Here is a 12,622-nt window from a genome sequence, read left to right as displayed (position 1 = left end):
ACGGGTGGAGGTATCTGCGCCCTCCACCGGCGGAACTTACCTAGCCAGCTCACGCCCGATCAATGCCGCTAGGCGCCGGGCTGCGTGGCTATCCATAATCTTCAGGGTTGCCGGCTCGATCCGCTCAGCCATCTCAAGGCCGCGATCTAAGTCCGCATCACCATATTGGATGAGCAACGGAGGCAGCATCTGCGCCACCATCGCATGTGTGAGAGAACCAACGTATTCGGCGCGGTCAACCTCCTCCCCCAACCCTGAGCGAATGATGCCGACCAGAGCTGCGGCATGGTACTTCGCCATTCTGGTGAAATCGGCTTTCTGCTGCCGGCTCAGCGGGTCAGTCCAGATGATCGCCTGGGCGAGCACGTCGCTCAGCGTAAGGATGACTTCACGCGGGACGATACCCTCGACGTTGAACAACCGCTGGTAACGCGTCATGTAGTGGACGAGGACGGCGATCGTCATAGTCAGACGGTCGAGACGCCCCGTGGGCTCGTCCGAATCGCCCTCGCGTTTCTCCATCATCAGTCTCACCTCGCGTAGCGTCGCGTGAGTCAACTCTTCAACCGCCACCAACGTGAACCGTTGCAACGGTCGCAGCCCGTCGGGGTCCTTCGGAAACCGCTTGTGAAATGCCGCCTCTTGGATCTCGCATCGCTCGCACAGCTTTGCGACGGTGATTGATTCAGTACTCGGGTCCCGCGCGAGTTCCAGGAACGCGCGAAAATACGCCAACCGAGTCTTATAGCGGCGCTTGTCTTTTACTGCATCGGCTCGCAGCTCTCGGACTCGCCGTTGCTTACGCGCAGTGCGCTTTGCGGTTTCCGACTTGAACTTGCGGACGCTGGCGCGATACCTAAATTCAACCATTGGCCATAGTCCCTTCGCCAGGCATTCGAACGGCTCCTACGACCGCAACGTACACGGCATTCGCGCCGTCAGGCGCTATGGATAGTAACAGTATCTTGTTCCCGGTTGACCTGATCTCGGCCCAGCCCTGTTTGGAAAGTAATAGACTCCAAACACTTGACGGCCCACTACATACCCGGCATGATGGAGTCGTTGGTTCTCTTGCACGAACAAGCTGTAAGGTCGCCGAATTACACTGCGGCACTTACGGACTTGCGGCGACGCATCGGCTTCACAGCCGAGAGGCCCGTCAACAGCGACTCGTTCACGAGTCGAGCGCGCGCAGCGCGTGTTTGCATCAGTTTGGCCGACGGAGGCGACCATGTCCGCTGATCCCCTATTCGATGACGAAATTTTGGCCGTAGCGTCAGATCCTCGAGACGTGTGCCACCACCTCGGCCTTGGAGGAATTGCCGTACTTCGCTCGGATACGGTGCCCGCGGCGATCTGTCGCGCATTTTCGCTGCCGACATTGCGCCAGCTGGACGTGCTGCTCGACCACGCAGTAACGCCATATTCGGTCAATTTTTGCGACACACAGTCCGCAATGCGGTGGCTCGAGCCTTCGGCTTCGGACCTGCGGATCCTCGATGGCCTCGTGCCCGGCCGGATAACCCTGGTTAGCCGTGCAGCGGCCGATCCCGTTGCGCAACGACTCTCCAGAGCTCTAAACGCCGATGGGCAGACGCTCGGAGTGCGGGTCTCGAGCAGCAAGGACGAAGCGCGCGTCGCCAAGCTGTTAGGCGGCCCCGTTGTGACTGCGGCGATCAACGTTGATGGCAGGCCGGCGGAGAGTGTCGAGGAGGCTACCAATTACCTACGAAATCGCATGCGCCGTTTGAACATCCGGCAGCGCATCATGGAAGTGCGGGACCGAGCCCGGGCGAAGAACAGCGACCTGTCCACGGTGGTCCGTAATCGCAAAGACGGACGCTTTAGCGTTCTGGAGGTCATCAGATCCGGTGCTGTCGCTGACAAGTTAGTTCGACGCGTTGCCAGTACTCCATGGACGCCCCGAGAGATTGAGGACGTCACCTAATGAACACCAGTGAACGAATCGAGCTCGAAGCAGTTCTTGAAGAGCTCAGAGACATCGCGCCGATCGCATTAAGCGATGAGCAAAGATTGCAGCTCGCATTCGCCGAGGATCTGCTTAAGAGCAGCGATCCCGTCAAGGCTCAGGTCGGAGCAAACACGCTTCGCGCGCTCCATATGACCGCACGGAAGGCTGAAGAAGCCGATTTCCTCCGCGAGCTCGAGGCAGAATTCGTAGGCACCATCGATTCTCAAGGGCTTCACCGAAGTCTTGAATCTGAAATCGCCTCGACCGCAGCCATCTTGACGCCGATGATGTCAGCGCTAGTCAAGCTCATGATGTCTGCATCGTTGGCTATTTGCATTTTCGGCGCGGTCGCGGTGTACAGACTCTCCGGTAGCGACGGGCTGGCAGCTGGATTCTGCCTCCTCACCATAGCGTCCTATTTCTGCGTCATCGTGCATATGCAATGCCGTCTAGTTCAGAATGCACGAGAGGCGGATGAGCGGATGCGCCTCCGGTCGGCGCTCGCCCGACCATTCGCAAAGGCGGTATCGATCGCCGCCGCTCGCGGTGACCTCCAATTGCTCGACAGAATAATGCAATTGATGCCCGATCGGGACTCCGAACACTCGACCACACTGGGCAACGACGACTTGCGTTCGTCCTTGGACGGTTTGGCGATGCTACGCCGACACCCACGCAAGAAATCATCGAACACTCGCGGCATCCGCGTCGACACAATGTAATTGACCACCAGCACTAGTACCCAGACGTCATATCAGACGGCACCGCCGTCGGCGCGCAGGTAGATCCGGCCGGCATCGCCGCATCAGGTGTCGGTCGGGTGAAACACCCACTTCGGCGCGCCAGCCTAAAGCTGCGAACCGGATTGACCGCTTTAAAAGCTTGGCGCTCAACGAGTCTTCGAGGCCTGACCTTCATCGCATCGCAGCAATACAGCGGTGGCGCCGCAGTTCTAGGCATGCGCCGCACCGATCAGGAGTAGCTGTTCGCCTCCGCCGCCGGCAGATTTGAGCTCGTTGCAGCATCGGCGTCAGGGTGACCCCCAGAGCTTCCGACAGGGACGCTACGACGCGATGTGGAGCGTATTGGCCGACCGGGAAGGCACGCGTTTAGGTGTCCCCTCGGTGGACTGCTGCCAGTGAGTGCCGTAGGCGTCAGTGAACTCGATAGTTGCCGAGACCTTGGTGGTGTCCGCTGTCAGCGGGTCATAGCCGACCGCGTCGTCGCGAACCAGAGCCGAACTATCCCCGACCCGAAAGTCGACCACGAACCGTGCCTGCGCTAGTGCCTCTCTCGATTTTGGCACCAGGACCGGTATCGGCCGTCCTGGTGATGTGAAGACAGCTTCAGGCGGCCTGGCTGGCGGCGCGTAGGGAGATTCGAAAGATGCCGACACCAGTGCCACGTCGAGGATTGACAGGTGGCCCCAGTTCTCCACTTCGACCGCGAAGGCCCGTCGAGGGGTTAGGCCATCGATCGTTATACGAACCAGCCGTGCTTGCGCCATGTGCGCCTCGTCGCTCTCGCGGCGACTGTCTTTGCGGCTCCGGTTCGCGATGCCGAGTGCAACGACGGCTGCGACGAATGATCCAGCAGCACCTAGCCACCCCGCCAAAGCGCCTAACTCAATGTGCCACCGGCTAACCGGCCAGCGGCGCTCAGGAATTGCCGTCCATCCCGATAGCGCGACAACTGTCAAGCCAGCCTTGACTGTCAGAAAGGCTGCGGCAATACCTACCGCCGTTCGTACCCGCATGCGACTGAGCGTATGACCACACGCGGTTCAAACGGCCAACATGGCCACCAGAGCCTTGACCCAACCGCCCAGCTATGGGCGTTCGAGAACCAGGCGGCTTCTCGGCGAGGTCGCAGCTGGTGTTGGCGCTGTGGCCGAGTCCAGACAGGGGCGTTGCGGTTCGTTGGCTACAGCAGACCATTACGTCGGCCATGCCGAGTCGGCCTCGATGAATAAAACTCAGTGCTTACGTCGGGCTGCTGTGATCTTGCGCTTGTCCAGAGCGCCGTCGACGGCGGCCTCGACTTTCCCGTTGGCCGCGGCGGAGGCGATTTTCGCCCCTCGGCGGCGTCGCAGCGCAGCGGGTCGCCGCAAATTCGAATGCGCCTATCGAATCCGGCGCGGCACGCACCCGCCTCGTGACCCAAGCAGCAAGGCAAAACCTCTGCTCAAACTTTGTGGAGCTAAGGGGAATCGAACCCCTGACCTACTCGATGCGAACGAGTCCAATTGGGCGTTTGCACGCTCAAGCTGTGTTGGCTGTGACAGAAACCGCCGGTCAGCGGCGTTGGTTGTGTTCGGGCGTCGAAAGCCGTCGCAAGTTCTGCTGCGTACCCATTGCGTACCCGCCGTTACGATTAATTGTCATGGTCAAGCGGGTATCAGAGCCGATGATGAGAGAGAAATCGCCCGTCAGATCTGATGGGCGCAGTACCGTCAGGTCAGCCACCGGCAGGGTGCCGGGGCCCGGGAGGGAGGACCTGTGGCCGTCGACCGGATCGAGCCGAAGAAGAAGAAGAAGAAGTGGCCGTGGCTAGTCGGTGGGGTGTTCTTGTTCTTTGTCATTGTGGGGGCCTGCAACCACTCCGGTGGCAACAACTCGTCCACCGCATCCTCAACACCCTCGGCGGCTGCGAAGAACACGCCCACAGCGACGACACCCTCGGCGGCTGCCAAAAACACGCCCACGGCGACGACATCCCCACCGGACCCCAATAATCCTCCGGTGCCCAACCCGCAGGGCAACACCCCGTCCATCGATGCACACTGGAGCAAAGATCCCGATGGGACTGAGCGGGTCACCTTCAACGAGGGGTCTGGCGAAGGGGATGCCAAGACAGACACCGTGGCCGTTCTCAAGGTGGCGCAGGCCTCTTTCCCCGATGCGACAAGCGTTGTCGTGACCATCACCGGAGACATGTGCGATCCCTATGGCAACTGCCACAATGCTGCCGCGGCCACCTTGGTCTACTCGCACGACACGATGGCCAAGTTCAACTTCAGCGGTGACTACTTCAACCGCTTCAGCACCGAGGGCGAGAAGCACAAGAACCAGATCTGGGCGCTGGCGGACAACTGTGTCACCTTCGCCAACAACTGGAGTTGTGAGCGGCCATGAGCGTCACGCCCGAACCGTCGTCAAATGCTCCTTGCGGGCGGTTCGCCCCCGCCTCCTGCGTACCCACTGCGTACTAAAGAGCCTAGGCTCTCCCCTTGGCTAACGCGAAGAGCCGTGTCTAGCTCGGTGAATTCTGGTGGAGCTAAGGGGAATCGAACCCCTGACCTACTCGATGCGAACGAGTCGCGCTACCAACTGCGCCATAGCCCCTGGTCGCTAGCAGGCTACCAGCCGCGGCTCCAACCGCCGAACCGCGAGCCCTATTCGCCGACGGCGCGCGGCAGGTCCCTGGGCCAACCGAAGGTCCGCATCGCCATCGCGTAGTCCAGGTGCTCGAAGACGGGGTCCTCGTCGTCGATCTCCAGGACCACCGCGCCGGGGCGCCGCAGCCGCGACGGGACCACGTCGTAGTCGCGGTCGTAGGCGTTCTCCACGCCCAGTCGCGCCCGCGCCATCCGCTTCATCCGGCGGTGGCGCACCTTCTCCTCGATGCGCGTCTGGCGCCGCAGGTAGCCCAGGTACAGCAGGGTGATCGCGGTCGCGGTGCCACACACCCACCAGCCGGTCGGCGAGATCTTGAACGCCGCGGTGGCCGAGCCGACCAGGATGACCGCCATCACCATCAGCACCTTCTTGCGGAAGGCGTACTTGCGGGCGCTGACCGCGGCGGCGGTCTTGTTGTCGAACCGGCGCCGCCGCGAAGCATTCCGCGGCATCGGCGCCGGCGCCTCCTCGTCGGCCTCGTCGTCCTCGTCGGCGGGCTCCAGCCCCGACGAGTCCTCGACGTACTCGTAGCTGTCCTCGACCTCGTCGCCGTTCTTGGCGACGGCCTCGGTGTCGGCCTCGTCGTCTTCGGCGGGCTCGATCTCGGCCGTCTCCGGCTCGGCGGCAGCATCGCTGACGCCCACCGGAAGTACGTGGGAATCCTCGACCACATCGACGTCGAGGTAGTCGGGCTCGCCTGCTTCGGCGACGGCCATCCTCATCACGACGGGACGGCGGCGGCTCAGCTCGTCGGTGACGGGGTCGTCGTCCACCTCGTGGTCGCGGTCTTCATCCTCGGAGAGGTCGCGCTCCTCGTCGAGGTCGGTGTCGGCCGAGTCTTCTTCCGGCGGTGTCCAGTTCGGGTCGCTGCGGTGCCCGGCGGCCGGACCGCTGCGCTTGATCAGCCGGGAGTTGCCCCCGCCGTTGAGCACCCGGGTCGCCAAGGCGACGTCGCTGGTGCGTCGCACCGCGTCGCGCTTGCTGACGAGCATCGGCACCAAGACGAACAGCCACAGCACCACGAGCGATATCCACAACAATGACTGCGGGATGCTTGGCATGATGACCTGCTCTCTTCGGTATCCATCCCCCGCGAAGCCCATCGTTGGCCAACGCGGCCGGGTCGTACTGACCAGGACAATTACACACCTGTAATTTGGCTCTCACAAGCACCACGAGTCACTCGTGTCGCGGTAGCCCCAGATCGACAACGATTCGGACTCCCCCCGTGAGCCCCCGAAGGCCGCGTCAAAACCCGGGCCGCTACGGACGAACGGTCACACCCAGCTGGCGTTACCGGCGCGGACCAGCGTCGATGCCACCGATCCGTTGACCTCTTCGACGGTGATGGCCATCAGCAGGTGATCCCGCCACGCCTTGTCGACCTCGAGGTAGCGCTGTAACAGGCCTTCCTGGCGGAACCCCACCTTCGCCAGGACGGCGCGGCTCGCGGCGTTCTCCGGGCGCACGGTGGCCTCCACCCGATGCAACATGACCGGTCCGAAGCAGTGATCCAAGCCCAGCGCCAGCGCCGCGGTGGCCACACCCCCACCGGTGGCCGACCGCGGCACCCAATAGCCGATCCACGCCGACCGCAATGCCCCGTGGGTGACATTGCCGATGGTCAGCTGGCCGCAGAACCGCCCGTCGAGTTCGATGACGTAGGGCAACATCCGCCCCTGCCGCGCCTCGGCGCGCAGACCCGAACACAACGCCGGCCAGGCGGCCACCGCGTGGCGGGTCGTCCAGTCGCCCTCGGAGCTGGGCTCCCACGGTTCCAGATGCGCGCGATCGGCCAGCCGGATCCGGCTCCACTGCGCGCCATCGCGCAGCCGCACCGCCCGCAACCGGACAACACCGGCCGGCACCCGCAGCGGCCCGACGCTCATGGGCCAGCCTGGATGACGGGACGTGGAACGCAACAGGTTCACCGCGTGCAGTCGTTTCGCTCAGCCGCGCTGGGCCAGGAAGGCGACGTCGACGATTTCGCCGGTGCGAATCTGCTCCGCACCGCTGGGCACCACGACCAGACAGTTCGCTTCTGCGAGAGTGGCCAGCAGGTGCGACGACGCGCCCGGGGCGCCACCGAGCGCCTGCACCAGATACTCCCCGCTTTCCTGGTCGCGCATCAGCTGGCCGCGCAGGAAGCCCTTGCGCCCGGCCACCGACGTGATGGGCGACAGCGTGCGCGCCTGCACGATGCGGCGCATCGGCTGACGCTTGCCCAGCGACAACCGGATCAGCGGGCGGACCATCACCTCGAAAACCACCAACGCACTCACCGGGTTGGCCGGCAACAGGAACGTCGGAACGCCCTCCCGGCCCAGCTGCCCGAAACCCTGGATAGATCCCGGATGCATCGCGACCCGCACCACCTCTATCTCCCCGAGCTCGGCAAGCACCTGCCGCACCGCCTCGGCCGCGGCGCCGCCGACCGCGCCGGCGATCACGATCATCTCGGCGCGATTGATCTGGCCCTCGACGATCTCGCGGAGCTCCCGGGGCCCGCCGCCGACGATCCCGACGCGGTTTACCTCCGCACCGGCATCCCGGGCCGCGGCCGCCAACGCATAGGAGTTGACGTCGTAGACCTGGCCGTTGCCCGGGGTGCGCGAGATGTCGACCAGCTCGCCGCCCAGCGCCATGATCGTCACCCGCGGCCGCGGATGGACCAGCACTCGTTCGCGCCCGACCGCGGCCAGCAGCCCGACCTGAGCCGCCCCGATCACCGTCCCGGAGCGCACCGCCACGTCACCTGGCTGCACGTCGTCGCCGGTGCGGCGCACGTAGGCGCCCGACGGCGCACCCCGCAGGATCCGCACGCGCTGCGTCCCGCCGTCGGTCCACCGCATCGGCAGGACCGCGTCGGCCAGCGTGGGCAGCGGGGCTCCGGTTTGCACGCGCACGGCCTGGCGCGGCTGCAACCGGCTGGGGGTGCGCGACCCGGCCTCGACCATGCCCATCACCGGCAGCACCAGGCCCTCACGCCCGTCACCCTCGCCCGACTCGTCGAACGGCGCGGGCAGACTGTCGCTGCCCACCTCGCCGACGCCGAGGACGTCGACGCTGCGCACCGCGTAGCCATCGATCGCGGCCTGATCGAAGCCGGGCATCGGGCGTTCGGTGACCACTTCCTCGGCGCACAGCAATCCCTGCGCCTCGGCGATCGCCACACGTATCGGCCGCGGAGCCACCGCGGCCGCGGTGATCCGGGCCTGCTGCTCTTCCACCGAACGCACAGCGCGCCTCTCTGCCGTCGGGCCGCGCGTGGGGCGACCCGCTCACTGCGCAGGCGGGGCATCCCCGCCCGGGACCGCTACGCGTTCCGCCGGCTCGCCGTCGTCCGCCAGCCGGGTTCTCGCCCGGCTACTGCTCGGCCAGGCCCAATCGCGCCACCAACCATTGCCGCAAATCCGGGCCGTAGTCGTCACGATCCAATGCAAAGTCAACCGCAGCCTTGAGGTAGCCGCCAGGATTTCCCAAGTCGTGTCGAGATCCGCGATGCACGACCACATGCACCGGGTGGCCCTCCGCGATCAGCAACGCGATCCCGTCGGTGAGCTGTACTTCGCCGCCGGCCCCGCGCTCGATGCGGCGCAACGCATCGAAGATGGCGCGGTCGAGCACGTAACGACCGGCCGCCGCGAACAGCGACGGGGCGTCCTCGGCCCTCGGCTTCTCCACCATGCCCTTGACCTTGAGCACGTCGGGGTTGTCATCGTCGGGAATCGGCTCGACGTCGAAAACGCCGTAGGCGCTGACCTCTTCGGGCGTCACCTCGATAGCGCACAACACCGTGCCGCCGTAGTGCGCCCGCACCTTCGACATCGTCCCCAGCACCCCCGTCGGCAGCACCAGGTCGTCGGGCAGCAGCACCGCGATGGAGTCCTCGTCGTCGGCCAGCCGCGACTCCACGCAGCCGATCGCGTGCCCCAGGCCCAGCGGCTCGCTCTGGACGACGGATTCAACCTTGATCAGCTGCGGCGCGCGCCGAACCTTGTCGAGCATCGCCGTCTTGCCGCGCTCCTCCAAGGTGCTTTCCAGCACCAGGTCTTCGACGAAGTGCGCGACGACGCCGTCCTTGCCCTCCGAGGTGATGATCACCAGGCGCTCGGCACCGGCCTCGGCCGCCTCGGCGGCGACCAGCTCGATGCCGGGCGTATCGACAACCGGCAACAGCTCCTTGGGGACCGTTTTGGTCGCCGGCAAGAAGCGGGTACCGAGACCCGCGGCGGGCACGACTGCAGTGCGTGGCACCACCACGTTTGGGCAAGACATCGTTCACACGATAACCCGCATCCCCATCGCCGAGTCGTGTGGCGCGGCGAAAGACCTGGCTGTCATGGTTGACGCATGGCGACCACCAGCAAAGCCGCGTTGCGCGACCAGCTGCTCGCCGCCCGGCGCCGCGTCGCCGACGACGTTCGCGCCGCGGAGGCACGGCAGGTGTGTGAGCATCTGGACGCCCTGGACGGCGTCGTGACCAGCGGGACCACGGTCTGCGCCTACGTTCCGGTGGGCACCGAGCCGGGGTCGATCGAGATGCTCAACACGCTGCTGCGGCGGGCCGGACGAGTGCTGCTGCCGGTCGCGCGGACCGCCGCCGACAACGCGCCGTTGCCGCTGTCCTGGGGCGAATACCGGCCCGGCACGCTGACCACCGCGCGGTGGGGGTTGCTCGAACCGCCGCAGCCGTGGCTGCCGGCCTCGGCTCTGACGGAGGCCGGCGTGGTGCTGGTGCCGGCGCTGGCCGTGGACCGCCGCGGGGTCCGGCTGGGCCGCGGCCGGGGCTTCTACGACTGCTCGCTGGGCGGGCGCGACCCCCACGCGCGGCTGATCGCGGTCGTCCGCGACGCTGAAGTGCTCGACGAACTACCGGCCGATCCGCACGACATCCACATGACCCACGCGCTCACCCCCCGGCAGGGGTTGATCGATCTCGCTTCGCACTGACATATCGGGAATGAGACATGTCACGTGGCGGTTCTAGCACTTGAGACGCTAGAGTGCTAACCAGGTTTGGAATCATCCGGAGGTTTTTGTGCCGACTTACAGCTATCAGTGCACCGAGTGCGAGGATCGCTTCGACATCGTGCAGGCCTTCACCGACGACGCGCTGACCACCTGCAAACGCTGCTCCGGGCGGCTGCGCAAGCGCTTCAACTCCGTCGGCGTGGTGTTCAAGGGCAGCGGCTTCTACCGCACCGACAGCCGCGAGTCCGGCAAGAAGTCGTCGAGCCCGAGCAACGGCTCCTCGTCGAGCGAGTCGGGAGCGAACGGCTCGAGCTCCAGCGAGAAGTCCAGCTCGGGCGAGAAGTCGAGCTCGAGCTCGGGTGACAAGTCGAGCAGCAGCTCCACCACATCCACCGCCGCCGCGACCAACTAAGCGGTTATCCACACCGGCCCCGCCGGCCGTCAGCCCGAACACCGGGTTACGCCTACCGTTACGGAGTGGGCGAATCATCGCTGAACCCAAGCCTGTTGAGCCGCCTGTCGCTGTGGTTGCGCCCGGACTGGACTCGTACCGTGCTGGCACGTCGCATCGCTGCGGGCGGGCTCGTCGTGCTGGCCGGAATCGCGACGCTGCGCTCCAACCCCGCCGGTGACTACGCGCAGGTGGTGGTGGCCGACCATGACCTGCGGCCCGGCGCCGCGCTGACTTTCGCCGATGTTCGGATCGAAAAGCGTTTGGCCGCAACGATTCCCGATGGGGCGCGAGCCGAGCTGAATGCCGTGGTGGGTCTGACGCTGGCCGGCCCGACCAGGCGGGGCGAGGTGCTGACCGACGTCCGGTTGCTGGGTAGCCGGCTGGCGGAGTCGACGGCGGGGCCCGGGGCCCGGATCGTGCCGCTGCATCTGGCGGACGGCGCCCTGCTCGACCTCGTCCGGGTCGGTGACGTGGTCGACGTGCTGGCAGCGCCGGCCGGCAGTTCACCGGACGGCTCCCGGGCCGCCCCCAAGGTGGTGGCCACCGACGCCGTGGTGGTGCTGGTCTCGGCCAAAGAAAAAATTCAAGCCACCGACGGTGACCGCGTAGTGTTAGTTGCGCTGCCGGCTCGTGTGGCGAACACGGTGGCAGGGTCGGCACTGGGCCAGACCGTGACGCTCACCCTGCACTGAGTGCCTGGCCGTTGTTGGTCTGCCAGCCGACAGCAAACTCTGTCCAGTCCCAGAAAGGCCATCCCGAATGCTCAAAGGGTTCAAGGAGTTTCTCTCGCGGGGCAACATCATCGACCTGGCCACTGCGGTGGTCATCGGTACCGCTTTCACCGCCCTGGTCACGCAGTTCACGGACAACATCATCAAACCGTTGATCAACCGCATCGGTGTCAACCAGCAGTCCAACATCGGCATCCTGCGGATCGGTATCGGTGGCGGTCAAGCCATCGACCTGAACAACGTCCTGTCGGCCGCGATCAACTTCGTGATCATCGCCGCGGTGGTCTACTTCGTGGTGGTGCTGCCGTACACCACGCTGCGCAAACGCGGTGAGGTGGAGCCGGCCGACGACGCGCAGGTCGTCCTGCTCAAGGAGATCCGCGACCTGCTCGCGCAAACCAATGGCGATTCGTCGGGCAGACACGGTGGTGTGACCACCACGCCCCCACCGGAGCACGGCCCCCGCGCGGAAGCCGAATCGAAATAACTCGCGCCTCAGTTGCGCGTCGGGCGCACTAGCCGGGCCCAATCGCCAGGCCCGGGGGGTTAAATCTCCAGGCTCGACAACTGCCCGATGATCTGGGCCGCCAACGGATTCAGCGTCGCCATCCCGTCGCGCACCGCATAGCGGGAGCCGGCCAGGTTGACCACCAACGTGCTGCCGGACACCCCGGCCAGACCGCGTGACAGTCCGGCATCGATGATCCCCGCCGACAATCCCGAGCCGCGGATGGCCTCTGCGATACCGAGGATTTCGCGATCCAGGATCTCGCGGGTGGCCTCCGGGGTGACGTCGCGGGGGGTGACGCCCGTCCCGCCGACCGAGACGACCAGGTCCACCCCGCCGATCACCGCGGTGTTCAGCGCGTTGCGGATCTCGATCTCGTCGGCCGCGACCGCGACCACACCGTCGACGACGAATCCGGCCTCGGTCAGCAGCTCGGTCACCAGCGGGCCGTTATGGTCCTCGTCCCCATGAGCGGTGCGATCGTCGACCACCACAACCAGAGCCCGGCCAACTACCAATTCCGCACCCGTTTCCATGGGTGCAACCGTATATCCGAGCTCAGACAATCCCGTCGCCGAGGGTTCG

At 65.4% G+C, this 12,622-nt stretch carries 15 protein-coding genes and 2 tRNA genes; 7 read left to right on the top strand and 10 right to left on the bottom strand.

Annotation, left to right across the window (positions count from 1 at the left end; genetic code table 11):
* Nucleotides 1-36: 36 nt before the first annotated feature.
* On the bottom strand, nucleotides 37-870 hold the full coding sequence (locus tag G6N50_RS26225; RefSeq protein WP_083096898.1) for a hypothetical protein: 834 nt from the start codon (nucleotides 868-870) through the stop codon (nucleotides 37-39).
* A gap of 361 nt (nucleotides 871-1,231) precedes the next feature.
* On the opposite strand from G6N50_RS26225, the gene G6N50_RS26220 reads away from it, so the two are divergent.
* Nucleotides 1,232-1,948, top strand: coding sequence for a Sua5/YciO/YrdC/YwlC family protein (locus G6N50_RS26220; RefSeq protein WP_083096896.1), 717 nt, complete (start codon nucleotides 1,232-1,234; stop codon nucleotides 1,946-1,948).
* The gene (locus tag G6N50_RS26215) at nucleotides 1,948-2,694 is read left to right on the top strand and encodes a hypothetical protein (RefSeq protein ID WP_083096894.1); all 747 of its coding nucleotides are present in this window, start codon (nucleotides 1,948-1,950) and stop codon (nucleotides 2,692-2,694) included. Before G6N50_RS26220 ends, G6N50_RS26215 begins: the two co-directional genes overlap by 1 nt.
* Nucleotides 2,695-3,035: 341 nt before the next feature.
* On the opposite strand, the gene G6N50_RS26210 is transcribed toward G6N50_RS26215, so the two are convergent.
* From G6N50_RS26210 to G6N50_RS29615, 3 genes are all read right to left on the bottom strand, one after another.
* The gene (locus tag G6N50_RS26210) at nucleotides 3,036-3,728 is read right to left on the bottom strand and encodes a hypothetical protein (protein ID WP_142275634.1); all 693 of its coding nucleotides are present in this window, start codon (nucleotides 3,726-3,728) and stop codon (nucleotides 3,036-3,038) included.
* Nucleotides 3,729-4,166: 438 nt separating this feature from the next.
* Nucleotides 4,167-4,231: transfer RNA gene (locus G6N50_RS26205), tRNA-Ala, on the bottom strand.
* Between the two features lie 35 nt (nucleotides 4,232-4,266).
* Nucleotides 4,267-4,437, bottom strand: coding sequence for a hypothetical protein (locus G6N50_RS29615; RefSeq protein ID WP_232068836.1), 171 nt, complete (start codon nucleotides 4,435-4,437; stop codon nucleotides 4,267-4,269).
* A 33-nt stretch (nucleotides 4,438-4,470) separates the two neighbouring features.
* On the opposite strand from G6N50_RS29615, the gene G6N50_RS26200 reads away from it, so the two are divergent.
* On the top strand, nucleotides 4,471-5,106 hold the full coding sequence (locus G6N50_RS26200; protein WP_142275633.1) for a hypothetical protein: 636 nt from the start codon (nucleotides 4,471-4,473) through the stop codon (nucleotides 5,104-5,106).
* 134 nt (nucleotides 5,107-5,240) lie between these two features.
* Here the strand turns inward: G6N50_RS26200 and G6N50_RS26195 are convergent.
* From G6N50_RS26195 to G6N50_RS26175, 5 genes are all read right to left on the bottom strand, one after another.
* A tRNA-Ala gene (locus G6N50_RS26195) sits at nucleotides 5,241-5,316 on the bottom strand.
* Between the two features lie 50 nt (nucleotides 5,317-5,366).
* Nucleotides 5,367-6,431 (bottom strand): divisome protein SepX/GlpR, encoded by a 1,065-nt coding sequence (sepX, locus tag G6N50_RS26190; protein WP_083096919.1) that lies wholly within the window; start codon nucleotides 6,429-6,431, stop codon nucleotides 5,367-5,369.
* A 216-nt stretch (nucleotides 6,432-6,647) separates the two neighbouring features.
* Complete coding sequence (locus tag G6N50_RS26185; RefSeq protein WP_179970067.1) at nucleotides 6,648-7,301, bottom strand: GNAT family N-acetyltransferase; 654 nt, start codon at nucleotides 7,299-7,301, stop codon at nucleotides 6,648-6,650.
* Nucleotides 7,302-7,319: 18 nt separating this feature from the next.
* On the bottom strand, nucleotides 7,320-8,609 hold the full coding sequence (gene glp, locus G6N50_RS26180; protein WP_083096887.1) for a molybdotransferase-like divisome protein Glp: 1,290 nt from the start codon (nucleotides 8,607-8,609) through the stop codon (nucleotides 7,320-7,322).
* A gap of 127 nt (nucleotides 8,610-8,736) precedes the next feature.
* Nucleotides 8,737-9,648 carry a UTP--glucose-1-phosphate uridylyltransferase gene (locus G6N50_RS26175; protein ID WP_083096885.1) on the bottom strand — a complete coding sequence of 304 codons (912 nt, stop codon included), beginning with the start codon at nucleotides 9,646-9,648 and terminating at the stop codon, nucleotides 8,737-8,739.
* A gap of 75 nt (nucleotides 9,649-9,723) precedes the next feature.
* Here G6N50_RS26175 and G6N50_RS26170 point away from each other — a divergent pair, with 75 nt between their 5' ends.
* The 4 genes from G6N50_RS26170 to mscL all read left to right on the top strand — a co-directional run bounded on the left by G6N50_RS26170 (nucleotide 9,724) and on the right by mscL (nucleotide 12,016).
* Nucleotides 9,724-10,323 carry a 5-formyltetrahydrofolate cyclo-ligase gene (locus G6N50_RS26170; protein ID WP_083096883.1) on the top strand — a complete coding sequence of 200 codons (600 nt, stop codon included), beginning with the start codon at nucleotides 9,724-9,726 and terminating at the stop codon, nucleotides 10,321-10,323.
* Between the two features lie 88 nt (nucleotides 10,324-10,411).
* On the top strand, nucleotides 10,412-10,756 hold the full coding sequence (locus G6N50_RS26165) for an FmdB family zinc ribbon protein (protein ID WP_083096882.1): 345 nt from the start codon (nucleotides 10,412-10,414) through the stop codon (nucleotides 10,754-10,756).
* 65 nt (nucleotides 10,757-10,821) lie between these two features.
* Entirely contained in the window at nucleotides 10,822-11,490 is a 669-nt protein-coding gene (locus G6N50_RS26160) for an SAF domain-containing protein (RefSeq protein WP_083096881.1), read from the top strand.
* Between the two features lie 67 nt (nucleotides 11,491-11,557).
* The gene (gene mscL, locus G6N50_RS26155) at nucleotides 11,558-12,016 is read left to right on the top strand and encodes a large-conductance mechanosensitive channel protein MscL (protein WP_083096879.1); all 459 of its coding nucleotides are present in this window, start codon (nucleotides 11,558-11,560) and stop codon (nucleotides 12,014-12,016) included.
* 59 nt (nucleotides 12,017-12,075) lie between these two features.
* Here mscL and G6N50_RS26150 read toward each other — a convergent pair whose 3' ends face one another.
* Entirely contained in the window at nucleotides 12,076-12,573 is a 498-nt protein-coding gene (locus G6N50_RS26150; RefSeq protein WP_067356524.1) for a MogA/MoaB family molybdenum cofactor biosynthesis protein, read from the bottom strand.
* Nucleotides 12,574-12,622 lie beyond the last annotated feature (49 nt).

The sequence above is a fragment of the Mycobacterium mantenii genome, assembly GCF_010731775.1.
GTDB classification, from domain to species: Bacteria; Actinomycetota; Actinomycetes; order Mycobacteriales; family Mycobacteriaceae; genus Mycobacterium; species Mycobacterium mantenii.
The sequence above is the reverse complement of the archived record's forward strand: the minus strand, read 5'-3'. Positions and strand labels throughout refer to the sequence as shown.